Origin of the sequence: Kribbella sp. VKM Ac-2568, from assembly GCF_004345365.1 — a bacterium.
Lineage (GTDB): Bacteria > Actinomycetota > Actinomycetes > Propionibacteriales > Kribbellaceae > Kribbella > Kribbella orskensis.
Map to the genome: position 1 here is coordinate 24,055 of NZ_SLVF01000007.1, position 22,509 is coordinate 46,563.

The 22,509-nt window shown below is 68.6% G+C and carries 25 protein-coding genes; 10 read left to right on the forward strand and 15 right to left on the reverse strand.

All coding sequences use genetic code 11. From position 1 onward, the window contains the following. Window positions 1-167: 167 nt before the first annotated feature. Both EV648_RS44175 and EV648_RS20910 read left to right on the forward strand, forming a co-directional pair. A complete protein-coding gene (locus EV648_RS44175; protein ID WP_241995433.1) occupies window positions 168-482 on the forward strand; it encodes an XdhC family protein in 315 nt (104 codons plus the stop codon). Further along, a complete protein-coding gene (locus EV648_RS20910) occupies window positions 479-1,267 on the forward strand; it encodes an XdhC family protein (protein WP_241995434.1) in 789 nt (262 codons plus the stop codon). The genes EV648_RS44175 and EV648_RS20910 overlap by 4 nt, the downstream gene beginning before the upstream one ends. Here EV648_RS20910 and EV648_RS20915 read toward each other — a convergent pair. Beyond that, window positions 1,264-1,890, reverse strand: a complete 627-nt coding sequence (locus EV648_RS20915) for an HD domain-containing protein (RefSeq protein ID WP_199234733.1) — start codon at window positions 1,888-1,890, stop codon at window positions 1,264-1,266. The genes EV648_RS20910 and EV648_RS20915 overlap by 4 nt on opposite strands. A 176-nt stretch (window positions 1,891-2,066) precedes the next feature. Here EV648_RS20915 and EV648_RS20920 point away from each other — a divergent pair, with 176 nt between their 5' ends. After that, window positions 2,067-2,987 carry an NADP-dependent oxidoreductase gene (locus tag EV648_RS20920; RefSeq protein WP_132294255.1) on the forward strand — a complete coding sequence of 307 codons (921 nt, stop codon included), beginning with the start codon at window positions 2,067-2,069 and terminating at the stop codon, window positions 2,985-2,987. 9 nt (window positions 2,988-2,996) lie between these two features. On the opposite strand, the gene rox is transcribed toward EV648_RS20920, so the two are convergent. Continuing rightward, the gene (gene rox, locus EV648_RS20925) at window positions 2,997-4,421 is read right to left on the reverse strand and encodes a rifampin monooxygenase (RefSeq protein ID WP_132294257.1); all 1,425 of its coding nucleotides are present in this window, start codon (window positions 4,419-4,421) and stop codon (window positions 2,997-2,999) included. 342 nt (window positions 4,422-4,763) lie between these two features. Here rox and EV648_RS20930 point away from each other — a divergent pair, with 342 nt between their 5' ends. Further along, window positions 4,764-5,435, forward strand: a complete 672-nt coding sequence (locus EV648_RS20930) for a hypothetical protein (RefSeq protein WP_132294260.1) — start codon at window positions 4,764-4,766, stop codon at window positions 5,433-5,435. 188 nt (window positions 5,436-5,623) lie between these two features. Here the strand turns inward: EV648_RS20930 and EV648_RS20935 are convergent, their stop codons facing one another. Together EV648_RS20935 and EV648_RS20940 are read right to left on the reverse strand one after the other, a co-directional pair. Next, a complete protein-coding gene (locus EV648_RS20935) occupies window positions 5,624-5,815 on the reverse strand; it encodes a hypothetical protein (protein WP_132294263.1) in 192 nt (63 codons plus the stop codon). Window positions 5,816-5,971: 156 nt separating this feature from the next. Beyond that, complete coding sequence (locus EV648_RS20940; protein ID WP_132294266.1) at window positions 5,972-6,502, reverse strand: hypothetical protein; 531 nt, start codon at window positions 6,500-6,502, stop codon at window positions 5,972-5,974. Window positions 6,503-6,682: 180 nt separating this feature from the next. Here EV648_RS20940 and EV648_RS20945 point away from each other — a divergent pair, with 180 nt between their 5' ends. The 4 genes from EV648_RS20945 to EV648_RS20960 all read left to right on the forward strand — a co-directional run bounded on the left by EV648_RS20945 (window position 6,683) and on the right by EV648_RS20960 (window position 10,151). Further along, window positions 6,683-7,834, forward strand: a complete 1,152-nt coding sequence (locus EV648_RS20945; protein WP_132294269.1) for a serine/threonine-protein kinase — start codon at window positions 6,683-6,685, stop codon at window positions 7,832-7,834. Continuing rightward, entirely contained in the window at window positions 7,743-8,261 is a 519-nt protein-coding gene (locus EV648_RS20950; protein ID WP_132294272.1) for a signal peptidase II, read from the forward strand. Before EV648_RS20945 ends, EV648_RS20950 begins: the two co-directional genes overlap by 92 nt. Before the next feature lie 65 nt (window positions 8,262-8,326). Beyond that, window positions 8,327-8,707, forward strand: a complete 381-nt coding sequence (locus EV648_RS20955; protein ID WP_132294275.1) for a response regulator — start codon at window positions 8,327-8,329, stop codon at window positions 8,705-8,707. After that, window positions 8,679-10,151: a CHASE3 domain-containing protein gene (locus EV648_RS20960; RefSeq protein WP_132294278.1), complete on the forward strand. Its 1,473-nt coding sequence runs from the start codon at window positions 8,679-8,681 to the stop codon at window positions 10,149-10,151. Before EV648_RS20955 ends, EV648_RS20960 begins: the two co-directional genes overlap by 29 nt. A gap of 34 nt (window positions 10,152-10,185) precedes the next feature. On the opposite strand, the gene EV648_RS20965 is transcribed toward EV648_RS20960, so the two are convergent. Genes EV648_RS20965 through EV648_RS20975 form a run of 3 tightly spaced genes read right to left on the reverse strand, consistent with a single transcriptional unit; the run spans window position 10,186 to window position 13,363 of the window. After that, a complete protein-coding gene (locus EV648_RS20965) occupies window positions 10,186-11,472 on the reverse strand; it encodes a sugar ABC transporter permease (RefSeq protein ID WP_132294281.1) in 1,287 nt (428 codons plus the stop codon). After that, a complete protein-coding gene (locus tag EV648_RS20970) occupies window positions 11,469-12,254 on the reverse strand; it encodes an ATP-binding cassette domain-containing protein (protein ID WP_132294284.1) in 786 nt (261 codons plus the stop codon). The genes EV648_RS20965 and EV648_RS20970 overlap by 4 nt, the downstream gene beginning before the upstream one ends. Further along, on the reverse strand, window positions 12,251-13,363 hold the full coding sequence (locus tag EV648_RS20975) for a sugar ABC transporter substrate-binding protein (RefSeq protein WP_132294287.1): 1,113 nt from the start codon (window positions 13,361-13,363) through the stop codon (window positions 12,251-12,253). Before EV648_RS20975 ends, EV648_RS20970 begins: the two co-directional genes overlap by 4 nt. 221 nt (window positions 13,364-13,584) lie before the next feature. Here EV648_RS20975 and EV648_RS20980 point away from each other — a divergent pair, with 221 nt between their 5' ends. Next, entirely contained in the window at window positions 13,585-13,953 is a 369-nt protein-coding gene (locus EV648_RS20980; protein WP_132294290.1) for a response regulator transcription factor, read from the forward strand. 15 nt (window positions 13,954-13,968) lie between these two features. Here the strand turns inward: EV648_RS20980 and EV648_RS20985 are convergent, their stop codons facing one another. Beyond that, window positions 13,969-14,670 carry a response regulator transcription factor gene (locus tag EV648_RS20985; protein WP_132294293.1) on the reverse strand — a complete coding sequence of 234 codons (702 nt, stop codon included), beginning with the start codon at window positions 14,668-14,670 and terminating at the stop codon, window positions 13,969-13,971. Window positions 14,671-14,849: 179 nt separating this feature from the next. On the opposite strand from EV648_RS20985, the gene EV648_RS20990 reads away from it, so the two are divergent. Then, window positions 14,850-16,334, forward strand: a complete 1,485-nt coding sequence (locus EV648_RS20990) for an MFS transporter (RefSeq protein WP_132294296.1) — start codon at window positions 14,850-14,852, stop codon at window positions 16,332-16,334. On the opposite strand, the gene EV648_RS20995 is transcribed toward EV648_RS20990, so the two are convergent. From EV648_RS20995 to EV648_RS21025, 7 genes are all read right to left on the reverse strand, one after another. Beyond that, a complete protein-coding gene (locus tag EV648_RS20995) occupies window positions 16,284-18,278 on the reverse strand; it encodes a GAF domain-containing protein (RefSeq protein ID WP_158294031.1) in 1,995 nt (664 codons plus the stop codon). The two genes, EV648_RS20990 and EV648_RS20995, sit on opposite strands and share 51 nt — an antisense overlap. Window positions 18,279-18,479: 201 nt before the next feature. Then, the gene (locus tag EV648_RS21000; RefSeq protein ID WP_132294302.1) at window positions 18,480-18,695 is read right to left on the reverse strand and encodes a hypothetical protein; all 216 of its coding nucleotides are present in this window, start codon (window positions 18,693-18,695) and stop codon (window positions 18,480-18,482) included. 57 nt (window positions 18,696-18,752) lie between these two features. Next, the gene (locus EV648_RS21005) at window positions 18,753-19,322 is read right to left on the reverse strand and encodes a sigma-70 family RNA polymerase sigma factor (RefSeq protein WP_132294305.1); all 570 of its coding nucleotides are present in this window, start codon (window positions 19,320-19,322) and stop codon (window positions 18,753-18,755) included. A gap of 142 nt (window positions 19,323-19,464) precedes the next feature. Beyond that, window positions 19,465-20,415 (reverse strand): YihY/virulence factor BrkB family protein, encoded by a 951-nt coding sequence (locus EV648_RS21010; protein WP_132294308.1) that lies wholly within the window; start codon window positions 20,413-20,415, stop codon window positions 19,465-19,467. Further along, window positions 20,415-21,044 (reverse strand): DUF3618 domain-containing protein, encoded by a 630-nt coding sequence (locus EV648_RS21015; protein WP_132294311.1) that lies wholly within the window; start codon window positions 21,042-21,044, stop codon window positions 20,415-20,417. Before EV648_RS21015 ends, EV648_RS21010 begins: the two co-directional genes overlap by 1 nt. After that, on the reverse strand, window positions 21,023-21,445 hold the full coding sequence (locus EV648_RS21020; RefSeq protein ID WP_132294314.1) for a phage holin family protein: 423 nt from the start codon (window positions 21,443-21,445) through the stop codon (window positions 21,023-21,025). Before EV648_RS21020 ends, EV648_RS21015 begins: the two co-directional genes overlap by 22 nt. 1 nt (window position 21,446) lies before the next feature. Continuing rightward, the gene (locus tag EV648_RS21025; protein WP_132294317.1) at window positions 21,447-22,250 is read right to left on the reverse strand and encodes a hypothetical protein; all 804 of its coding nucleotides are present in this window, start codon (window positions 22,248-22,250) and stop codon (window positions 21,447-21,449) included. Between the last annotated feature and the right edge of the window lie 259 nt (window positions 22,251-22,509).

The window sequence follows — 22,509 nt, forward strand, 5'->3', positions numbered from 1 at the left end:
GGGCTCCTTCAGGAGGTTGTGTGCTGATCGCACCGCCTGTTCCATCGATGTGTCAACGGCTACCTAAGACAACGCTTAGGTGCGCAGGCGGAGCGGACACCAACTGATCGCGGAGACCCCGGCGAGTGGCCCGGTCCGGCTACCGTCGACCGCGGGAGGAGGCTCGCATGCGGGATCTGCTGGACGACATCGATCGCTGGCGCGCCGATGGCTGCGCAGTGGTCATCGCCCGGGTTGTCGACGTGGATGGCTCGGGTCCGCGCGGGCCCGGCGCGGCAATGGCGATCAATGACCGGCTGGAGGTGACCGGCTCGGTCTCGGGCGGCTGCATCGAGGGTGCGCTGGTGACAGCGGCCGAGGAGGTCTTCGAGACCGGAGCGCGATCGGTCCATACCTTCGGTTACTCCGACAGCGAGGCGTTCTCGGTCGGACTGACGTGCGGCGGCACCATTCGGGTCTTCGTCGAACCACTCGACTGGTGACAACCTTGTACGACGAACTGGCGGTGGCGCTGCGAGCCGAGCAACCGATCGCGCTGGCCACCGTCGTCGAAGGACCTGGAGCGGGCAAGAAGCTTCTCGTTCCCGATCGGGGCGAATGTGTCGGGACCTTGGGTGATCCCCGACTGGACCACGCTGTCAGCCGCGACGCTCTCGGCGCCCTGGCCGCCGGAGCCACCGGAATCCGTCACTATGGAGCGCACGGCGAGCCGGAGCACGACGAGGTGACCGTCTTCATCGAGTCCTTCGCCGCCCCTCCCCGAATGATCATCTTCGGCGCCGTCGACTTCGCCGCCGCGCTCACGAACGCCGCCAAGCTACTGAAGTACTCCGTCACGGTCTGCGATGCGCGGCCGATCTTCGCCACCCCGAACCGCTTCCCAGCGGCCGATGAGGTCGTCGTCGACTGGCCCCAACGACTGCTGGCCCGGATCGGCCCGGACCTCACCAGCCGGGACTCGATCTGCATTCTCACCCACGACGCCAAGTTCGATGTCCCGGCAATCGTCGCCGCCCTCGACACCGATGTCGGCTACCTCGGCGTGATGGGCAGCCGCAGCACTCACCGCGACCGGCTTGCACGCCTCCGCGCGGAGGGTGTCACCGACGAGGCCCTGACCCGCCTACACGCCCCGATCGGCCTCGACCTCGGCGCCCGCACCCCAGAGGAGACCGCTGTCTCCATCTGCGCCGAAATCATCGCCACCCGCGCCGGCCTCAACCAGATCCGCCCCCTGAGCCTGGTCAAAACCCCCATCCACCACTAACCACCCTCGACCTCGCCGTACTGAGCAGCGTCGAGAGGGTTGGCGGCCATTCTGGTGCTGAGGCCGGACTGCACTGCGCGTGCGGCGGAGCTGCCGGTCTTGCGCTCGGCCTGAGCCTGGAAGCAGGCGAGGAACTCGTCAGCGAGCCCGAGACGGGGGTGCTGCTGGAGTACTTCGGCCCGGAAGGCAGGACTGAAGTCGTCGATGTTCTTCCCCACGATGTCCAACGCCGCCGCCCGCGACATCAGGTGACCTTCGGGATCGCCGGCTACGTCCACGTCGGGCCACATGTGCCTGACGATGACTTCGCCGAGGCGTTCGCGGCGTTCGCGCGGCCAGCCTGCACCGGCGGTGAACACCCGGGCGATATGGCCGGCGGCCTCCTCGAAGGAGACGGAGTGACTGTCGAACTCCGGCACCAGGCTGATGTCGTGGAACATCGCAGCCACGAACAGCAGCTCGGCGTCGTACGGGATGCCGTGCAGCCTGCCGTAGGCAGCCGCCCACACGTAGACGCGGCGCGAGTGGCTCAGCAAGGCGGAGGACTGGTAGGCGGAGGCAATCTCCAAGGCCGCCGACGAGGCGGCCGTGTCAGGAATCACGAGGTCGTCCAAAACGATCATGCTTCGACGGTACGGCGCGGAAGGCCCGCGCCCCTGGTCCATTCCGATCCCACGATCATGGGCCATTCACCGCAGAAGCGGCCCATCACCTCCACCTCCAAGTGGCCCAACCACGGCGGCCCGCGAGTGCGTACCGTCGAAGTCGAACCAGTACAACGACTACCGCGAGGACCTTCATGCGTGCCATCACTGTCCGGGACCGCGAGGCCGGCGTCGGCGGACTGTCCCTGACCGAGCTGCCCTACCCCCACGCCGCCGAGAACGACGTCATCGTGCAAGTCCACGCCGCCGGCTTCACCCGCGGCGAGCTGGAATGGCCAGCGACGTGGACCGACCGCGCCGGCCGCGACCGCACCCCAAGTGTCCCCGGCCACGAACTGTCGGGGGTGGTCGTCGAGTTCGGCTACGGCACCACCGGTCTCACGATCGGTCAGCGGGTCTTCGGACTGACCGACTGGGCCCGCAACGGTTCGCTCGCGGAGTACGCCGCCGTGGAGGCCCGCAACCTGGCCTCGCTCCCCGCCGACGTCGACCACGTCGCCGCGGCCGCTCTACCGATCTCCGGCCTGACGGCTTGGCAGGCCCTGTTCGACCACGCCCACCTGAAAGCAGGCCAAACCGTCCTCATCCACGGGATCGGCGGTGCCGTCGGCTATATCGCCGCACAACTGGCCCGCGAGGCAGGAGCCCACATCATCGGCACCGGCCGAGCCTCCGATCAGGACGCGGCCTCCGATCTAGGCGTCCATACCTTCCTCGACCTGGATGGCGAACACTTGGAGGACGCCGGCGAGGTCGACGTGGTGCTCGACGTGATCGGCGGCGAGATCCGCGACCGCTCCACCGCGCTGGTACGCCCCGGCGGCACGCTCGTCACGATCGCCGGTCCACCCACCATCCAGCCCCACGACGGCCGAGCCATCTTCTTCGTCGTCGAGCCCAACCGCGAACAGCTGACCCAGCTGGCCACCCGCCTCCACGGCGGCCGGCTCACACCGCTCGTCAACACCGTCCGCCCCCTGACCGACGCCCCCGCCGCCTTCACCCCCGACGGACGCACCCGGGGCCGAACGATCATCAAGGTGACCGCGGACTGACATTTGCGCTCAGGTGGCGGCGGGGCCGAACCACTTGGGGAGATGGGTGAGGAGATCCTGCTGGTCCTCGCCGACCCAGGCCACGTGGCCGTCGGGCCGCAGCAGCGCCGCGGGGAGGTCCAGTTCCTCGCTGACGTCGACGACGTGGTCGACCCGGTCTGCCCAGCCCGCCACCGAGAGCCGGCCGGTCTGGTCGAGCAGCAGACCGCGGCCTCCGTGCATCAGCTCGTAGAGGCGACCCCGCTTCAGCTCCACGTCCCGCAGCCGTCCGCCGAGCAGCGCATGCCCCTCGCCGAAGTCGTAGCGGATCCCGATCGCGGTGATCTTCTCGACCAAGTACCGGTTCACGTCCTCGAAGTCCATCAGTTCCTCCACCAGCCGGCGCGCTGCCTGGGGACCCGGCTCGGTGGACATCAGCTCCATCTGCGCACGGGTGTTGTTCAGCACGTCGGCGGCCACCGGGCGCCGTTCGGACTGGTAGCTGTCCAGCAGCCCTTCCGGTGCCCAGCCGTTGACCTCGGCGGCCAGTTTCCAGCCCAGGTTGAACGCGTCCTGGACGCCGAGGTTGAGCCCCTGCCCGCCGGTCGGCGGGTGGATGTGGGCCGCGTCGCCGGCCAGCAGCACCCGGCCGGTCCGGTAGCTCTCGGCCAGCCGGGTCGCGTCGCCGAAGCGGGAGAGCCAGCGCGGTGAGTGCGCGCCGAAGTCGCTGCCGGCGGTCACCCGCAGCTGCTGCTTGAGCTCCTCGAGGGTCGGTGGGACTCTCGGGTCCTCGGCCACCCCCTCGGCGGGTACGCCGACGCGGTACACCCCATCCCCGAGGGGCATGACGCCGAACCGCAGCTGGGTCTTGCGGACTTCGGTGTTCGCGGCGGTCAGCGTCTCCATCGACGCGGTCAGCTCCATCTCGCCCAGCAGGGTCTCGACCGTGGTGGGCTCACCGGGGAAGCCGATGCCGAGCAGCTTGCGCACCGTACTGCGGCCGCCGTCGCAGCCGACGAGGTACCGCGAGCGCAACTGCGTGCGGTCGGCCAGCTCGGCGGTCACTCCGTCCTCGTCCTGGCTCAGCCCGACCAGTTCGCAGCCGCGCCGGAGCTCGGCACCGGCCTCGATCGCATGCTCGGTCAGCAGGCGGTCGGTGGTGGTCTGCGGGATGCCGAGGATGTACGCATGTGCGGTGTCCAGCCGGTCCGGTGCCGGCTTGCGGATGCCGGCGAAGCCGCCGACCGGGTACTGCGTGCCGAGCGCGAGGAACCGCTCCAGCAGACCGCGCTGGTCCATCACTTCGATGCTGCGCGCGTGCAAGCCGAGCGAGCGGACGATCGGGGTCGGCTCGGTGTCCTTCTCCAGCACGAGCACGTGCACGCCGTGCAGCCGCAACTCGCTCGCCAGCATCATGCCGGTCGGTCCGCCGCCGGCAACGATCACGTCAATCATGTAAAACCCCCGATTCGACAAGGCAAAAGCACACATACTTCGCGGATCCCTGATCTCCGCAGGTTCTGGCCTCGGCTGGAGATTCTGCTGCAAGACCCGGGTCTTGCCGCAAGCCCCCTGGTGCGCTATACCTTGGGAGTGGCAAGGAGTGAGTAACCTCCTTGCCTTTCCTTTTGCCCTCCGCGGATGGACGGACAAGCTACAGACGCCTGCGGATCGGCGCTGGGCTCGTCTTCGCCGGTCTTGGCAGCGGGTGGTTTGTGCCTCATATTGAGACTCAGCCGGACGGCAATTCAGGGGTGGAGCGCCGCGGGCCGGCTTCATATCAAGCGGGGGGTAATGATGAGTGACGTTCAAATCCCGGCGAAGGCCGTGTCTGCCACCGGTAAGGACATTCTGGATCCGACGGCCGCGCTGCTGCGCGGAATGAACCTTCTCGGAACGACGGCGGACAACAAGAAGGCAGACAGTTTCGGCGCCACCTTCAGTGGTCCGCCGGCGAGCGTCGCGCTGATCGAGGCAGGCGCAACCGCCGCGAGCAAATGGTGGGCGACGGGCCTGGCCGCGGGTGTCGCTGTGGCCTGGGGGCGGGTCGCCGTCTGGTGGAACGGCCAGAATCCCGACACCCAGCGGGCCGTCCTCCTGGCCGCCGGCATCGTCACCGCGGCCGCCGTGCTCGGAATCGCGTACCTGCTGGGCTCCGACGTCCGAGGCCGTTCGATCGCCGCGGTGGCAACGATCGAGGCCCGCGCCCGGATAGCCGAGGCGATGGTCCGAACCGCTCAGGCATCCGCCGCTGCTCCGACGGCAACGGGGACGCCCTCGACACAACTGGTGACGCTGCCCGAAGCCTTCGCCGTGAGCCATACGGCGATGTCCGGAGCCAACGAAGCCGGCTGGCGCGCGGTCGCGGTACTGACCGACGGAAAAGACATCATCAAGTACCTGGTCATCAAAGGCACCGCCCACGAGTGGGTCGACGCCGCCGGGATCGACACAACCACAGCCGCCTGAGAGCAGGTAGGCCCCTACCTCTGTTTGTTCGGTGGTCATCGAAGAATCGGCGGTGGGCTACGTCGGGGTTCCAGGGTGGCAAGGCGCCGAATGGTCGGCGTCAACCCCCCGGGAGTCCGCCCCCACTGGCCGCCGTGGTCCCTACCCGAGCCAGGTTCCGCCGAAGACGAACAACGGGAATGCGCAGCTCATCGGCCTCGTTTCCTGGCTCCCGCTGCGGCTACTGCCAGGCCGATCACGATGATGATGGGGCCGGCCACCGCCCAGAAGGTGGTGCCACTCATCGCGCTGCCGCCGATGACGTTGGCGCCCTGCAGGGTGAAGAGAAGCCCTAGCAATGCCACCACACCACCGACGACGACCCACAGAGGTTTCCTCATGTTGTTCCGCTCCCTTCTAGACCATCCGTCGCCGGTTGCGAACGGATGGGTTGCGCTGCTGCTCGCTCAGCAATCGCTCCTGTGGTTCCGCGGCTCTGGTTCGAACAATGCTTCTCGGCGATCCCAAGGCAGCCTGCTGAGCCGCACGGGGTCGAATCAGTAGCTGGAGTTGCTCGACGAGTTGTTGGCGGAGGCCTGGGTAGTGATCTTCTTGCCGTTCGCACCGATGACCCACCAGGTTCCGTCGACGGCCTGACCGTTCACGTCACCGGCCTTGGTGTCGTTGGCGAAGTAGTAGAGGGGCGAACCGGCGAGAGTCAACTGCTTGGTGCCGTCCGAACGCGTCACGGTGCCCACCAGCGAGGCGGAGACGCCGCTCACCTGCGGCGTACCGGTGCCGGCCGGCAGCGGTGGCCACAACGCCGCGCACGATCCGTCGCAGTTCGACTTCGAGGGGTGCGAGGTGTCCAGGTCGTAGACGTACAGCGTGCGACCGGTGCCGTCGACAACGATCTTGCCGAAGTTCCCGGCGGTGGTGGTGGACAGCTTGGCGGTGGCCGACGGGTTGGGAGTGCTTTGCGCGGGGGTGTTCTGGGGAGCCGGGGTGGCACTGGCGCCACCTCCGCAGGCCGTCAGGGTGGACAGGCCGAGAACAGCCGTACCGACCACCAAGGCGATGCGCTTCATGCGAGGTTTCTCCTTGATCTGTTGATCCTTCGATGCCTCCAAAACGTTCGATCGGACGGCCTTGTTCACTGGGCGGAGCAGGATTGCGGCTGACACCCAGCGCGGGTTCCTGCCAGCAGGTACGGACGATGGGCGGCCGCCGGGACGACACGATGCCTCGGTGCGCGGAAGGTTGGCCAGATGAAGGCGCTCGCTGAACTTCCCGGTCGAGATTCAGGTGTCAGCCAGGTCGGTCGGCTTACGAGCCTGACGGAGAGCACGGTCCCGGTCGCGCCGGCCATCAGCACTTCCGGCAGATTCCGTGGGTCGGCGCAGCCGTCGGGACGACTGATCGCAGGTCGATACCGGCTGCAGTCACTCCTGGGGCGCGGCGGCATGGGCAGGGTCTGGCTCGCGGAGGACGAGTTGCTGCGTCGCCCGGTCGCTCTCAAGCAGTACCTCGCGACCGATGCGGAGTCGGAGGACGCGAGCAGGGCGGCCCGGGCGCGCGCGCTCTACGAAGCCCGCGCGGCCGCGCAGGTCAGCCATCGCGGAGTGGTCAGAATCCATGACGTCGTGCGAGAGGGCAGCCTCCCCTGGATCGTGATGGAGCCGCTCTCGGGCCGAACGCTGGCAGAGACGCTCGCAGGCGAAGGACTGCAGCCGATAGACCGGGTGGTCGACCTCGCGCTGCGGCTGCTCGACGCGCTGACGGCCGTTCACCAGGCGGGCGTCGTGCACCGCGATGTCAAACCTGCCAATGTGCAGCTGTGTGATGACGGCCGGGTGGTGCTGACCGATTTCGGCATCGCCTGCCTGGACGACGAGCTCGACCTTCCCCGTGACGTGCTCGAAGGTAGCCCCGCCTTCATCTCACCCGAGCAGCTTCGTGGCGAGAAGCCCGCGCCGGCGTCTGACCTCTTCTCGCTCGGCGCGACGCTGTACGCCGTCCTCGAGGGCAGAGCTCCTTTCGCCAAGACCGACGTCTGGGCGACCCTGACCGCCGTTGTCGAAGAATCGCCCCGGCCGTCACCGCGCGCAGGCCGGCTCGGGGCTGTCATCGAGGGCCTGCTCGCCAAGGAGGCCGCGCAACGGCTCACCGCGGACGCGGCACGTGCCGCCTGCTCGAGCTCCGGCCCTCAAGATTCCAGCCACCCGGTACAGAGGATTGCCGCTGGCATTGAGGTCGGAAAGGCGCCTGGACGGAAGGGTTGTGACTGTGTCGAAACCCAGGAGCCAGTCCAGGCAGCGGTGGATCGTGATGACCTTGCTGGTGGCAGTGATACTGATCGACCAGGCAACCAAATGGTGGGGCTGGCGGCATGTTGCCGGACCGATCATCAATCCTGGTAGCGAAATCGCCGGCCGCGTGGTCGGCCACTGGTACGAGGACCCACTCGCAGGCGCGTTCCTCGACCTGTTCGGGCTGGGAGCGCTGACCACCGCCCTCCTCGTGCTGATCCGCCGCCGCCGTCCGGCCGCCGTACTCGTGTCCGCGGCCCTGCAGATCGGCGGATGGGCCAGCAACCAGCTCGACCGGTTGGGCATGCACACCTGGACTGCTCCCGGCAGCGTTCGCGGAGCGATCGACTTCATTGCTGTCAGCCACTACCGCTACAACCTCGCCGACGTCTTCATCGTCGGTGCGACGATCCTGTTCCTGGCATCGACTGGCTACCTGCGGGGACGCGGAGCGTACGACCGCCTCCGTTCCGAGCGTGAGACCTCGATCACTCCGCAGGCCGGCCACCGTGCTCGGACCCCGGTGCGATCGACCTGACCGATCGTCACAAGTGTCCTGCTAGCCGGAATGCGGGCGGCGTACCTGCTTGAAATGCTGACCACATGCTTCGCTGCCTGATCGTCGACGACAGCACCCGCTTCCTCGAGGTCGCGCGGACGGTGCTGGAACGTGACGGCATCTCGGTCATCGGTACGGCGTCGACCGGTGCGCAGGCGCTGAGCCTCGCGGCCGAGCTGCGACCCGACGTCATGCTGGTCGACATCGACCTCGGCGGCGAGAGCGGGTTGAGGCTGGCCAGGCGGCTGGCGGAGCAGGCCGGCGGGGCCCCGGCTCCGATCATCCTGATCTCCACCCACTCCGAGGAGGACTACGCCGACCTGATCGCCGCCAGCCCGGCGATCGGGTTCCTTCCGAAGACGGCCTTGTCCGGCACCGCCATCAGAGGGACCCTGCATGGTGTCAGCGGACCTCGAGAAATCTGAGCACGGCGGGATGAGGCGTGGCCTGACCCGTCGCACGATGATCGCGAGCGGCCTGCTCGCCGTGACCATCGGCGCCACGTTCGCCGTACTGCTCTCGTCGGTGGCCGACCTGCGGGGAATGGAACACCGGGCGCAGCAGTCCGAAGACGTGCTGGTGGCAACCAACCGGCTGGAGCGGCTTGTCGTCGACCTGGAGACCGGCCAGCGCGGATTCCTGCTCACCGGGTCTGACCAGTACCTGCAGCCATGGCTGGCGGCACGTACGGCGTTCCCTCAGCAGGCCACTACGTTGGAGCAGCTCGTCGCAGGCAATGCCGAGCAGCACGCCCAGGCTGAGCGCCTCACCCAGGCCGGCACCTCCTATCTCAAGGACTACTCCGAACCGCTGATCGCCGCCGCCCATCGGGACAGGGCGTCGGTCAACGTCGTCGCGGCGACCGCGGAGGACAAGCGGCGGGTCGACGCGATGCGAACACAGTTCGATCAGCTGCTCGCGGTCGAGGACCAACTGGCCATGGCACGCCAGCACAAGGCGGACGACGTCGCCCGCCGCGCGATCGTCGCCGCGGCCGCGGGCCTGACCGGCTCGGTCCTGCTGGTGGCGCTGTTCACCTGGTACCTGAACTGGAGAATCCTCCGCCCGGTACGCCGTACCGCCGCCATGGCCGGGCGACTCGCAGCCGGCGATCTGGGAGCCCGGGTGCCCGACCGGGGCGTGGGTGAGATCGGAGTACTGCAGCGCAGCTTCAACACCATGGCCGCGGCAGTCGAACAAGGACGGCGAGAGCTGGCCAGGTCGCGGGTCCGGATCGTCGCGGCCGCTGACCGGGCCCGCCAGCGCATCGAGCGCGACCTGCACGACGGCACTCAACAGCGGCTCGTGTCGATCGCGCTGCAGCTGCGGGCAGGAGAGGCGGTGGTGCCGCCTGAGCAGCCGGAGGTGCGTGCCCAGCTCGCCAATGCCGCAGACGAGCTCACCACCGCGCTCGACGAGCTGCGAGAGCTGTCCCGGGGCATCCACCCGGCGATCCTGACCGAGGGCGGCCTCGGTCCGGCCCTCAAGTCGCTCGCTCGCCGCAGTCCGATCCCGTCGGACGTGGCCGTGGATGTACCGGCCAGGCTGGCCGGGCCGGTCGAGGTCTGCGCGTACTACGTCGTTTCCGAGGCGCTCGCCAACGCAGCCAAGTACTCCGGCGCGTCGGAAGTGTGGATCGACGCCCGGGTCAGCGCGGGGCGCCTGCACCTGTCAGTACGAGACGACGGCCAGGGCGGCGCCGTACCCGATCGCGGGTCAGGCCTGACCGGGCTGGCGGACCGTGTCGAGGCGCTCGACGGCACGATCTCGGTGACCAGCCCGGTCGGCGCGGGCACCACGTTGCTGGTCGACCTTCCGATCGACACCGACCACCAACTGCGCCCGACGCCATCCCGTCCCGACGCCTGACTGTCACGCCGGGCGACCACTGCTCGTCCCCCGCTCAGGTCGTCCGCGACCGGCGGACAACCGCGTCGAAGCCCGCGGCGAGGAGCAGCACGGCGCCGGTGACGACCCACTCGTAGCCCGCCGAGTTGGCGCCCTGGATGAGGTCGCTCATGCCGTTGATGATGACCGCGACCACCAGGCCGCCGAGAACGGCGTCGATGATCCGGCCGTGCCCACCGAACAGCGAGGTGCCGCCGATGACCGCCGCACCGACCGCCAGCAACAGGGTGTTGCCCGCACCGGCGTTCGACTGGACCGACTGCAGCAACGAGGCCGCGATGATGCCGGAGACGGCCGCCATGCCGGAGCAGATGACGAACACCGAGATCCGGATCCGGGACACGACGATGCCGGCGCGCCGCGACGCCTCCTCGTTACCGCCGACGGCGTACAGGTGGAGGCCGTACCGCGTGCGGCTGAGGACGAAGTTCCACACCGTGAACAGGATCAGCAGCAGGACGACGACCCACGGCATGCCCTGCGCCTTGTTGTTGAAGAACGCATTGGTGGACAGGTTGCGGTTGACGCCCATCTCGTAGGTGAAAGCCGCACCGAGCACCGCCAGGATGACGACCTTCGCAGCGATCACGGTGAACGGCGCCCTCGAGATTCCGGAGCGCCGGCGTCCGAGTTCGTCGTTGACCTTGGTCGCGGCGTATCCGACGACGACCACGGCCAGCAGGACCCACCCCAGCCAGAGCGGCACGAAGCTGTTCTCGAGCTTGATCAGCGGCGAGTTGTCGGGCAGGATCACCGACCCCTGGCCGCCGATCAGGATCAGGGTGACGCCCTGGAAGGCAAGGAACGTCGCCAGCGTGATCACGAACGACGGGATGCCGACCCGGGCCCGCAACCACCCCATGGCGAATCCGATGACGAGGCCGGTGACCAGGCCGACGATCAGCGCCAGCCACCACGAGGCCCCTTGCCGCAGAATCAGCACCGCCGTGATGGCCGAGCACAGGCCACCCGTCGTACCGGCGGACAGGTCGATCTCGCCGAGCAGCAGCACGAAGACCAGGCCCATCGCCATCACGATGATCGGCGCCGCCTGGATCACCAGCGCCTCGAGGTTGTAGGCGCTCAGGAAGCCCTGGTGCACCAGGGCGAAGACCCCGGTGATGACGACGAGGCCGACCAGCGCCGGAATCGAGCCGAGCTCGCCGCCTCGTACGCGGGCGAAATAGTCCCTGATGTAGGCACCCAGCGCGGCCAGTCCCTCGGCCGGCTCGTCGGGTTCAGGCTCGTCCTGCTTGACGAGGTCGTCGGTCTGCGCGCTCATACTGCGGCTCCGGAAGATTCTTCGGGCGACAACCCCAGGTCACCCGAGCGGCCCGCGGTGATCAGCTCGACCACCTGCGTCTGGGTCACGTCCTTGCGTCTGACCTGGGCCGCCATCCGGCCCAGGAAGAGTACGCCGATGGAGTCGGCGACCTTCATCACGTCATTCATGTTGTGCGACACCAGGATCACCGCGACACCCTGCTCGGCCAGCCGGCGGACCAGGTCGAGTACCTGCCCGGTCTGGGCGACGCCGAGCGCGGCCGTCGGTTCGTCCAGGATGACGACCTTCGACTGCCAGAGCACCGACTTGGCGATCGCGACCGTCTGGCGCTGGCCGCCGGACAGGCTCGCCACGTGCTGGCGTACCGATCGGACGGTTCGCACCGACAGCGAGTCCAGCGCCTGTCGTGCCAGCTTCTCCATCGAGTTCTCGTCGAGCGTGCGCACCCGGGTGATCTCCTCGCGGCCGAGGAACATGTTCTGGACGATGTCGAGGTTGTCGGCCAGCGCGAGATCCTGGTAGACGATCTCGACCCCGAGCAGCGCGGCGTCCCGTGGTCCGTTGACGGTGCGGGGCGTCCCGTCGAAGATCAGCTCCCCCGCGTCGACGCGATAGATGCCGCCGATGCACTTGACCAAGGTCGTCTTGCCCGCCCCGTTGTCGCCGACGAGGGCGGTCACCTCGCCCGCTTTCGCGGTGAGGTTCACCGACGACAACACATGGACCGGACCGAACGACTTGTCGACGCCCCGAAGCTCCAAGGTGGGGACCGACGTCATGGCGTCTTGATGCCGTTGGCCGAGCACAGCTGCTGCAGCGCGGCGGTGGGGCAGACGGCCGCGGCGGTCACGTAGCCATCGGTCACGGGCAGGGCTACGTTCGCCTTGGTGATCACGGTCGGGCTGGCCAGGTACGCCGGGACCTCGCGGCCGCTGGTCGGGTCCTTGACCGTCGTCGGCGCGGTCGGCTTCTGACCCGCCAGGATCTGACCGGCGAGCTTGATGGCCACATCCGCCTCACCGGCGACCGGCTTGTAGATGGAGAACGCCTGCGTACCGGCCATGACGTTGTCGAGTCCGCCGGCGGAGGCGTCCTGCCCGGACACCGCGACCTTGCCCGCGAGGCCCTGGGCCTTGAGCACGTTGATGACCGACTGCGCCATGGTGTCGTTGGCAACCATCACCGCGTTGATGTTCGGGTGCTGGCCCAGCATCGTGGTGAACACGGTCTGCGCGGTGGCGGCGTCCCAGTTGCCGGTCTGGTCGGCAAGCTTGGTCCAGCCAGGCTGCTTCGAGAGCACCGAGTTGTAGCCCTGAGCGAACTGGGCGGCGTTGTTGTCGGTCGGCGCGCCGTCGATCTCGACGTAGTTGACCGCAGGCTTGCCCTTCACCTCTGACGCCTGGGTCAGCGCAGTGCCTTGGTCCTCCCCGACCTTCACGTTGTCGTAGGACACGTAGTACGACGCGGTGCCGCCGGCGGTCAGCCGGTCGTAGTCGATCGTGACGACGTTGTGCTGCTGGGCGAGAGCCTCGATCGCCTTGCCGGAGCCAGAATCCAGGTTCACGACCAGCAGGACGCCGACGCCTGAGTTGATCAGGGCCTGCGCCTGAGACTGCTGAGTGGTCGCGCTGCCGTTGGCGTTGTCGATGTAGCAGGTCAGCTTGTTCGCCGCGCACTGCTTGCGGAGTTCGGTGGGGTCGGCGGAGACCCAGCGCGGCGACGTCGCCGTGTCGGGCAGCAGGATGCCCACTTTGGTGTTCGCGGGCGGGGCACTGCTGCCGCCCGACGAGGAGGCGTTGTTGTTGCCACAGGCGGTCAGCCCGGCCATCGCCGCGGCAACACCCGTCAGCGCCAGGGCGGTTCGGAGTACGTGCAAATTAGCCTTCATACTGCGCAAGACTCGGCCGACCCGACCCGCAAATCATCCCGGCAGGTGTCCATCTCCCCTACCCACTAGCGGGGATCCCGCGGTACCCACGAACTGCAACACCGAGGAGCTTGCTGCCAGCGAGTACCGCTGGTGCCTGGCAGCGGGAATCTTGGTCGGTCGCGGGCGATGATCCTGGTAGCAGGAATGCCCTGAGGCCGGACGCGTACCAGGCTGTAGTCATGGCGCTGCGCTGCATGATCGTCGATGACAGCCCTCGCTTCCTCGCGGCCGCACGCGGTCTGCTGGAGCGCGAGGGCCTGCTGGTCGTGGCCGTGGCGACGAATGGCGCCGAGGCGATCCAGTACGCCGTGGAAGCCGGGCCGGACGTCACCCTGGTCGACATCAACCTCGGCGAGCAGAGCGGCTTCGACGTCGTACGGCGGCTGACCCGCGAGGCCGGCCTGGCCCCGTCGACGGTGATCCTGATCTCCACTCACGCCGAGGAGGACTACGCCGAGCTGATCGCGGCGAGCCCGGCCGCCGGCTTCCTTCCCAAGGCCAGGCTGTCGGCCGGCGCCGTGCGTGACCTGCTCGGCTCGTCGGCGTGACGCGGCCTCGTGCCGTCAGCGACTCTCGAGGAATGTGACTACCGCGAGCACCCGGCGATGATCATCGTCGGTCTCCGGGAGGCTCAACTTGGCGAGGATGTGCCGGACGTGCTTCTCGACGGTGCCCTCGGTCACCCAGAGCCGGCGCCCGATGCCGGCGTTGGACTTTCCCTCTGCCATCAGCGCCAGTACCTCGCGCTCCCGCGGACTGAGCTCCGCGAGCGGGTCGTTGCGCCGGCGGGCGCTCACCAACTCCTGGACGAGCGCCGGATCCATCACCGAACCACCCTTGACGATCCGCTCCAGCGTCTCGATGAACTCGCCCACATCCGTCACGCGGCTCTTCAGCAGGTAGCCGATCTTCTGACCGGTGGCCAGCAGTTCCATCGCGTGCTCGACCTCGGCGTGAGCGGACAGCACCAGGATGCCGGTCGCCGGGAACTCCTTGCGGATCTCCCGGGCGGCGTCCAGTCCCTCGGTGGTGTTCGTCGGCGGCATCCTGATGTCCACGACGACCAGATCCGGTGTCAACTCGCGGACCAGCGGAAGGATCCACGCACTGTCGCCGGTCTGCCCCACGACCTGGAAGCCCGATCGGTCGAGCAGGCTGGCGAGCCCCTCCCGAAGCAGGACGTCGTCCTCCGCCAGGACGACGCGAGCCCTGGTCGCACCGCCGTCGGTGCCCGTTGCGCTGTGGTCGGACGGCTGGATCACCATGCCACAGGTTATCGCCCACGTCAGGCCGGCTGCATTCCAGGCAGCAGGTAACCCTGATGGCGGCTGGCCACGACGAAAACCGGCCACCGGAGCGGGACCGTTGCAGTGGACAGCACACGTCGCCGCCGGATCGACCAGTACTCCGGCTGAGCGGCCGCGCGACGTAGGGAGCACGCCAGGTGACCACAACGAACCAGGGCAGACGGGGTTCTGCGCAACCGACCGGATCGGCCGGGTCGGGGCCACCACCAGACCTGGCCGGCTATCCGCGGCGCTGGCGGGTGCTGGGGGTCAGCCAGCTCGCCGCTTTCATGGCGCTGCTGGACGTCAGCATCGTGAATGTGGCCCTGCCGTCCATCGAGCGAGGCCTCGGTGTCTCGGCTGGAACCGCCCAGTGGGTGGTCTCCGGCTATGCACTCACCTTCGGGCTGGCGCTGGTACCGGCCGGCCGGCTCGGCGACATCCTGGGCCGGCGCCGGATGTTCCTGATCGCCCTGACAGCGTTCGTCCTCGCCAGCGCGCTGACCGGTGCGGCCCCGACCATCGGTCTGCTGATAGCTGCCCGGCTGCTGCAAGGCGTCGCCGGCGGCATGCTGGTGCCGCAGAACTCCGGTTTGATCCAGGAACTCTTCCAGGGAGCTGAACGGGGCAAGGCGTTCGGCATCCTCGGCGCCACGATCGGACTGGCCACCGCAACCGGCCCCGTGGTCGGCGGTTTGATCATCACCCTGATCGGCGGGCCCGACGCCTGGCGCTGGGTGTTCTACGTCAACGTGCCGATCGGGCTGGTCACCCTGGCGCTCGCCGCACGGCTGATACCGAACAGTTCGACCGCCGGCCGCCGCGACACCCACCTGGACCTGATCGGGTCCCTCCTGCTCGGCGGTGGAGTGCTCTGCCTGCTGCTCCCGGCGGTGAATGCGGAGCGCAGCGGTCTGGGCCAGGACTGGTGGCTGCTCGTGGCGGCCGTACTGTTGCTCGCCACCTTCGGCTGGTGGGAGCTCCGAACCGTACGCCGGGGGCGGGAGCCAGTGCTCGACCCACGGCTGGCTCACACGTCCGGCTTTGCCGCCGGCTCGATCATCGGCCTGGTCTACTTCGTCGGCTTCACCGGCATCTGGCTGGTGCTGGCGCTGTTCTACCAGGACGGGCTCGGTTACTCACCGCTGCGCTCCGGCCTGGCCGTGACTCCGTTCGCGATCGGGGTCGCGGTTTCCGCGGCGATCGCCGGCCGCCTGGTCGCGAGGTTCGGTCGCGTGCTGACCGTGCTCGGCCTGACTGCGACAGTCGCGGGGCTGGTTGCCACTGCACTGCTGTTGCGGCACGTCGGAGGTGATGACGCCGCGTTGGTGGTCGCCGGGCCCTTGCTGGTAGCCGGACTCGGTGGCGGCCTGGTCACCTCGCCCAACATCACGCTCACCCTGCAGTACGTGCCCGTACGGATGGCCGGCGCGGCCGGCGGTGCGCTGCAGACCGCCCAACGGATCGGCGGGGCGATCGGCACCGCAGTACTGGCCACGATCTTCTACCGGGTCCTCATGGGCTCGGCCCATGACTATCCGACGGCAGTGTCCGACGCGCTGCTGTCCGCGACCGCGCTCATGCTCGTAGCTCTACTGATAGCCACCGTCGACCTGATCCGGCACCGGCCGATCGATGGGTAGACGGACCTCGATCACCGTGCCGTGGCCGACGGGGCTGACGACGTCGATCGAGCCGCCGAGAGCCTCGACCCTGTCGTGCAACCCGACCAGCCCCGAACCGCCTTGCGGCTCCGCACCACCGACACCGTCGTCGCGGATGCGCAGCCACAGGTTGTCAGCTCGCTCCTCGAGGATGACCTCCGCACGTGATGCGGCGGCGTGCTTGCTCGTGTTGGTGAGCGCCTCGGAGACGACGTAGTACGTCGCCACCTCCACCGGCATCGGATACCGGGACTCGGTCTCGACCTTCAGTTCCACCTCGACGGGCGAGCGGCGGGCCAGTGTACGCATCGCGGGGCCGAGGCCACCCTCGGCCAGGACCGCCGGGTGCAGGCCACGGGAGATCTCGCGCAGCTCTTCCAGCACCTCGGTGAGATCCTCAGCCGCCTGGGCGAAAACGGTCCGAAGGTCCGGCAGCTCGGGGGGCACGGTCTCCCCGGCGAAGCGGAGCTCGAGCGCCAGCGACACCAGCCGTTGTTGGGCTCCGTCATGCAGGTCCCGCTCCAGCCTGCGCCGCATCTCGTCTCCGGCGGCGACCACCCGCCCACGGGACGCCACGAGCTCTGCACGGCTCTCCGTGTTCGCAATCGCGGTAGCAGCGATCTCGGTGAACTCGACCAGCCGTCGTCCCGTGGCGGCGGGGAAGGGACCCTGCCGCGACGCGACGCTGATACCGCCCCAGCAGCGGCCCTCGACGATGATCGGACTGGCGACCACCGACCTGACGCGCCACTCCCGGAGGAACTCGGGGAAGCTCTGGAGCATCTCGTCGTCCACGTCGTACCGCGCGGGCTCGCCAGTCGCCTGGACCGACGCAATCGCTGCGGGCTCCTCCAACATCCGCCGTGCGCCGACGGGTATCTGGTCCTCGGACAAGCCGTGGTTGCCCATCGTGGTCGCCGTGCCATCGGACTCGAACCGGTAGATGCCGGTGACGTCGGCGCCGGTCAGCTGACCGAGCTCCTGGGCGATCGCAGCGAACACCAGATCCGGTGCGGCCCCGCCGGCGACGAGTGTGGCCACCCGTCGCAGGGCGGCCTGCTCGTCAGCCAGGCGGCGAAGCTCGGCGCGGGACTCAGCGTTCTCGACGGCAGTGGCGACGAGCTCGGTGAAGCTGGCGATCTGCAACTCCGTGTTCGGGGGGAACGGAGCATCGTTCTTGGTCGAGGCGGCGATCACGCCCCACAACCCCCCGGCCACGACGATGGGGCAACCGACCGACGCGTGGATGCCCAGCGCACGCGCCTCGACGGCGATCGTCCCCGTGGCGCCGGTGAAACTCTCGAGCCGGACCGGCTCCCCGGTCAGCTGTACCTCGCGGGCAACACTCATCCCGCCGAGGTCGAACTGCGTCCCGACGGCCAGCTGACCTTGGCCCCGGCTCCACGCAGCGACTCCGGTGACGGTCCCGTCCGGTTCGTAACGCTCCATCCGGGCCAGATCGGCGCCGGAGAGCAGGCCGACCTCCCGGGTGACGGCCTCGAAGACCGCTGACGGGGCGACCGACTGCGCGACCAGTGTCGCGACCCGCCGCAGCGCCGACTGCTCCTTCGTCAAGCGCGCCGACTCGACCGCCGCGCGCCGGGAGCGCGCTGCCAGCTCCGATACGACGACCGCGGTCACCAGGAACACCCCCAGCGCCACCGCGTTGCGTGAGTCGGCAACCAGGATCGAGCCGGCTGGGGGCAGCAGAAGCGCGAAAACCGTGACGCTGAGAACCGAGGTGACCGCCGCCAGCCGCGCTCCCCACAGCACGGCAACCGGCAGCACGGCAAGCAGGTAGAGCACCAGCAGACTCAGGGTGGGGACGTGCGGCCTGAGGAGCGCGATGACGCCGGTCACCGCAGCGACCATCGCCACGCTGACGAGCAGCCTGCCCGACCAGCGAACGACGGGCGAGCTCACCCGGCTCCGTGCCATCCGATCGCTTCCCTCGCCGAGCGCCGACGGCCTTGGTTGCCGCTGACGTCGCCCCGGCTGCTGAAACTACGTCGATTCTGCCGTCCGCGGTTCTAACCGTCCAGAAGCGCGGGCCCGCAGGCGGATTCAGCGTCCCGTGCCGGTCGACCAGGTCCGGCACCGCGGTGCGCCAGACGTCACGAAGAATCAGGTTGCCGGTCGGCTGGGTCCGGCCATTATTTGGAGGGCGGCGACCAACCGGAGGGCGGCGAGCTCGATCTCCGCGAGCTCGGCGTGCAACTTCAAGACCTCGCGCTCACCCCAGTTCGGCGAGCTGATCTGGTGATGCGTGATCGCCGTGACCATCAGGAACCGGGCCTCCGTCGAAGTGAAAGCACCATCCAGCCAATCTGCGCGCTCCATACCGTCCGCCTCCTGACACATCGCCCACGTCCAGCGACGACGTGGCTTCGGATCTCTTCAAGCTGCCTGCGAAAGGCGTTGACCGGCTGCTGCTGGGGGCGCGATCCGCTCCCTGAGCGCTTTGCGGCCACGATGCAGCCGTGACATCACGGTCCCGAGTGGGACGCCGACGATTTCGGCGATCTCCTTGTAGGCATAGCCGTCGACGTCGAAGAGCAGGACCACCCGCCGGTACCGTTCGGGCAGCGCCGACAGCGCCTCCTGAAGCCGCCCGTCGGGGATCGAGTCGATCACTGCGGCTTCGGCGGATTCCTCGACGTTGCGCAGGGCGCCGTTGGTGTTCCGGTGCCAGTCCTCGGGAACGGTCGGCAGTTCGCGCTGGCGCTTGCGATACCCCTGGATGAAGGTGTTCCGGAGGATCCGGTACAGCCAGCCGGCCACATTCGTGCCGGGCTGGAAGCGGTGGAAGCCGCGGTACGCGCGGAGGTAGGTCTCCTGCAGCAGATCCTCGGCGTCGGCGCGATTGCCCGTCAGCCGCAGCGCCGCGACGTACAGTCGGGGACGCAGCGGCACCGCCTCGGCTTCGAAGCGGCCCTTGAGGTCTTCGGGTCGGCAGGATGATCTCACTGCACGAGCATCGCCGGGAGGAGCCTGCGCTGTCGTCGAGGCAAGCCCCCAGGCCACAGTCCCGCTGCCCGGAATTCTGACCTACCAGCTAGCAGGTATCCGCGATCAAACTGACGGCTCGCTGGAGAGCGCACTCGTCTGGTCAGTCGGGGATCGAGTCGGCCTTCACGGCATTTCGTTGGCCGAGGGGGCGGGGTTCGCCCTTGGTGGTGTCGCGCGCGGTCTGCTGCTCGGCCTCCGCGTTGACCTCGGCGCCGAGCAGTACGGCGTACGCGGTCAGCCAGAGCCACAGCATCAGGACCACCACGGCCGCCAGGCTGCCGTACGTCTTGGCGTAGTTGCCGAACGTCTCGACGTACAGGGAGAACCCGAACGAAGCGAGCAGCCAGATGATCGTGGCGACACCGGCGCCGATGGAGACCCAGCGCAGCCGCGGCGCGTCCCGATCGGGCCCGAGTCGGTAGACGACCGCGAGCGCGACCGTGATCAGGACCACCGCGAGGACCAGCCGGAGGGCCCCGAGGAGGAACCGGAGCGGCGTGGGTAGGTCCTCACCGATCGCCGCGCCGGCCGCGAACAGGGCGATGGCGAGCAGGACGAAGACGATTGCTCCCAGCGTCATCCCGAGAGCGAGCAGCTTCCGGCGGACGAATCCGCGCGTCTCGTCCTCGTCGTATGCCAGGTTCACGGCGGTCAGCAGATAGCCGACACCGCCGGCTGCGCTCCAGAGCGCAGCCGCCACGGCAATGGCCAGGCCGATACCCAAGCTCTGCCGCGGCGCCGACGTCAAGGCGTCGATCTGCTGAAGCAGCAGGTCCCGACTCGAGGCCGGCATGGCCTCGGTCAGGTCCTGGACCTGGCTGCGGATCTGAGTCGGATCCGCGACCAGGCCGTACGTCAGCACCGCCGCGACGATGGCGGGGAACAACGACAGGAAACCGAAGAACGCGACGCCGGCGGCCAGGAGCGGGACCTGGTCGGCCTTAGCCTCCGACCAGGCCCGCTTGATGACCTGCCACCAGCCCGACGCGGGAATCTCCGTCGGCTTCTCGGCATCCAATCCCGGCACAGCGTGCCGCCGCTCCCCACTCATCAGCTGGAGGAACCCGCCTGCCGGACGTGGTCCGCCGAGCTCTTGGTCTCATCGGCGACCTGGTGGGCCGCGTACCGGCCTTCGTCGCCCACCTCGGTGGCCGCCTGGGAGGCCGACTGCTTGACGTGCTCGACGGCTTCCTGCGTCGGCTCCTGGAGGTTGTCCTTGACCTCCTGCATCACCTGGGTCGCCTGCTCCTTCACCGGGCCGACGGCATCCATCGCCTTGTCCTTGGTCTCCTGCGCGAGGTCACGCTCCCGCGTCGACGCGGGAAGGGCCGCGGCCACCATCCAGCCCGCGGCAAAGGCGATCAGCCCGGCCGCGAGCGGCGTACCGCGGGTTCGGGCGCGGGCCAGGTCGGGTGCTGAACCGACAACGTCACCGACCTTGCTGCCCGCGTCCTGCACCGACGACATCGCCGAGCCTGCCGAGTCGGTGACCGAGCCACCCACGGACTCCGCGGAACCCATCACGCGGTCCTTCAGCCGATGGACACCGCCTCGGGCCCGGTCGACCCGCCGGCCGACGACGCGGCTCGGGCTGACCTTCTCCGTCAGGGCATCCACGTCACGGCCGACGTTCCGCCTGGTCTCTTCGATGTCCCGCTTCAGCTCTTCCGGGTCAGCCATTTCGCGTCCTCCTTGAGGGATTCGACCGTCTGGTCGGGTTTGGGGTTGACGTCCTGGAGCTCCTTGCGCCCCTTCGTCGCGAGCACGGCCGCGACAACCGCCCAGAGGGCGGCGACGATGAGCGCTGCCCAGATCAGGTCCATGGCTTCGTCCAGCGCCCACATCACCGTGAACGAGAGGAACAGAGCCACCATCCAGCCGGCGAGGGTGGCGCCGCCGAGCATGCCCGCGCCCTTGCCGGCCTTCTTCGCCTCCGCCTGGAGCTCGGCCTTCGCCAAGGCCAGCTCCTGGCGGGTCAGTTGCCCCAGATCGGTGGTCAGCTGGGAGACCAGTTGACCGACCGACTCGTCCATCGACAGCTGGTCCGGTCTGCTACCGGGGAGCGATCCGTCGAGCGTCATCTCAGCGCTCCGATCCGGGCCCGAACTCTGGCGTCACCGGAGTTCCCGGGTTGGGATCGGGCGCCACCGGCGTGGGCATCGGCGGCGGTGCCGTGGTCGGAGCCACCGGCGGCGCTGACCTGGGCGTGGCGCCGGGCCGTACGTCGGACCATGCGTCACCCGTCGGCGCGGTTGAGCCCGGCGCGTCCGTTGACGGCGGCGGGACGAGGTATTCGTCGGAGACCGGATAGGCGACCGACTCCCGGCGCGTACTACGCCCGTTCGTGGTACCGCTCGGCGCGTCGGTGGCGCCTGCGGCCAGTGCGCGCGTGAGGCGGCCGGCCACAACGCCCGCGGCCACTGCAACCAGCAGGAACGTGCCCGGCTTGCGCCGTGCGTAGCCGCGAACCTCGTCCAGCAGGTCTCCCGGCTCGCGCTGCTGCAGGAAGTCGGCGGCCTGGTCGGTGAACTTCGCACCGTGCTGCGCCAACTGGGCGCCCAGCCCGGAGTCACCGTGCTCCGCCATCCCGCGCAACTCGTCGCCTACCGAGCGCAGGCTCTTGGTGGCCCGCTCCTTCTGCTGGCTCGCCTGATCCAGCAACTGGTCGCGCGTCTGGCCCGCCAGTCGCTGGGTCTGCTGACGAACATCCGACGTCACGTCGGAGGCCTTCTCCTTCACGGTTCCGGCGACCTGGCGAGCAGCGTCGGCGGAAGTCTCCTTCAGCTGCCCGGCTTCTTCCCGGGCCGTACCGGTCACACCGTTCCCAGCGCCGTGCTGCGGTCCGGGTGGACTGTCGGCGTCCCAGTGATTCGTCGTGGAGGTCATCTGACGGTCTCCTTCCAGGAGGATGGACGGGACCCGGCAGCCGTCGATCATGGGTGCCGAAGCCCGGGTGATGAGGGTTCGCGATCTGCTCGCGAACGTTGCCCGCTGCTCGCGGAGTCGATGAGAGGGAAGTTCGTCAGGAAAAGAGCGCAATCGCTCTCCCCCCGCAACCTGACGTCGCGGATGGCACACTTCCGTACCACTGCCGAATTGAGCTGCCGGTACCCATCCCGAAACCGACAACACGGAAACTATTCTT

Excerpts from the sequence above, each read along its gene's own strand:
- EV648_RS44175 (WP_241995433.1), top strand. The coding sequence starts at position 168 with ATGCGGGATCTGCTGGACGACATCGATCGCTGGCGCGCCGATGGCTGC.
- EV648_RS20915 (WP_199234733.1), bottom strand. The coding sequence starts at position 1,890 with ATGATCGTTTTGGACGACCTCGTGATTCCTGACACGGCCGCCTCGTCG.
- EV648_RS20920 (WP_132294255.1), top strand. The coding sequence starts at position 2,067 with ATGCGTGCCATCACTGTCCGGGACCGCGAGGCCGGCGTCGGCGGACTG.
- rox (WP_132294257.1), bottom strand. The coding sequence starts at position 4,421 with ATGATTGACGTGATCGTTGCCGGCGGCGGACCGACCGGCATGATGCTG.
- EV648_RS20930 (WP_132294260.1), top strand. The coding sequence starts at position 4,764 with ATGAGTGACGTTCAAATCCCGGCGAAGGCCGTGTCTGCCACCGGTAAG.
- EV648_RS20935 (WP_132294263.1), bottom strand. The coding sequence starts at position 5,815 with ATGAGGAAACCTCTGTGGGTCGTCGTCGGTGGTGTGGTGGCATTGCTA.
- EV648_RS20940 (WP_132294266.1), bottom strand. The coding sequence starts at position 6,502 with ATGAAGCGCATCGCCTTGGTGGTCGGTACGGCTGTTCTCGGCCTGTCC.
- EV648_RS20945 (WP_132294269.1), top strand. The coding sequence starts at position 6,683 with ATGAAGGCGCTCGCTGAACTTCCCGGTCGAGATTCAGGTGTCAGCCAG.
- EV648_RS20950 (WP_132294272.1), top strand. The coding sequence starts at position 7,743 with ATGACCTTGCTGGTGGCAGTGATACTGATCGACCAGGCAACCAAATGG.
- EV648_RS20955 (WP_132294275.1), top strand. The coding sequence starts at position 8,327 with ATGCTTCGCTGCCTGATCGTCGACGACAGCACCCGCTTCCTCGAGGTC.
- EV648_RS20960 (WP_132294278.1), top strand. The coding sequence starts at position 8,679 with ATGGTGTCAGCGGACCTCGAGAAATCTGAGCACGGCGGGATGAGGCGT.
- EV648_RS20965 (WP_132294281.1), bottom strand. The coding sequence starts at position 11,472 with ATGAGCGCGCAGACCGACGACCTCGTCAAGCAGGACGAGCCTGAACCC.
- EV648_RS20970 (WP_132294284.1), bottom strand. The coding sequence starts at position 12,254 with ATGACGTCGGTCCCCACCTTGGAGCTTCGGGGCGTCGACAAGTCGTTC.
- EV648_RS20975 (WP_132294287.1), bottom strand. The coding sequence starts at position 13,363 with ATGAAGGCTAATTTGCACGTACTCCGAACCGCCCTGGCGCTGACGGGT.
- EV648_RS20980 (WP_132294290.1), top strand. The coding sequence starts at position 13,585 with ATGGCGCTGCGCTGCATGATCGTCGATGACAGCCCTCGCTTCCTCGCG.
- EV648_RS20985 (WP_132294293.1), bottom strand. The coding sequence starts at position 14,670 with ATGGTGATCCAGCCGTCCGACCACAGCGCAACGGGCACCGACGGCGGT.
- EV648_RS21000 (WP_132294302.1), bottom strand. The coding sequence starts at position 18,695 with ATGGAGCGCGCAGATTGGCTGGATGGTGCTTTCACTTCGACGGAGGCC.
- EV648_RS21010 (WP_132294308.1), bottom strand. The coding sequence starts at position 20,415 with ATGAGTGGGGAGCGGCGGCACGCTGTGCCGGGATTGGATGCCGAGAAG.
- EV648_RS21015 (WP_132294311.1), bottom strand. The coding sequence starts at position 21,044 with ATGGCTGACCCGGAAGAGCTGAAGCGGGACATCGAAGAGACCAGGCGG.
- EV648_RS21020 (WP_132294314.1), bottom strand. The coding sequence starts at position 21,445 with ATGACGCTCGACGGATCGCTCCCCGGTAGCAGACCGGACCAGCTGTCG.
- EV648_RS21025 (WP_132294317.1), bottom strand. The coding sequence starts at position 22,250 with ATGACCTCCACGACGAATCACTGGGACGCCGACAGTCCACCCGGACCG.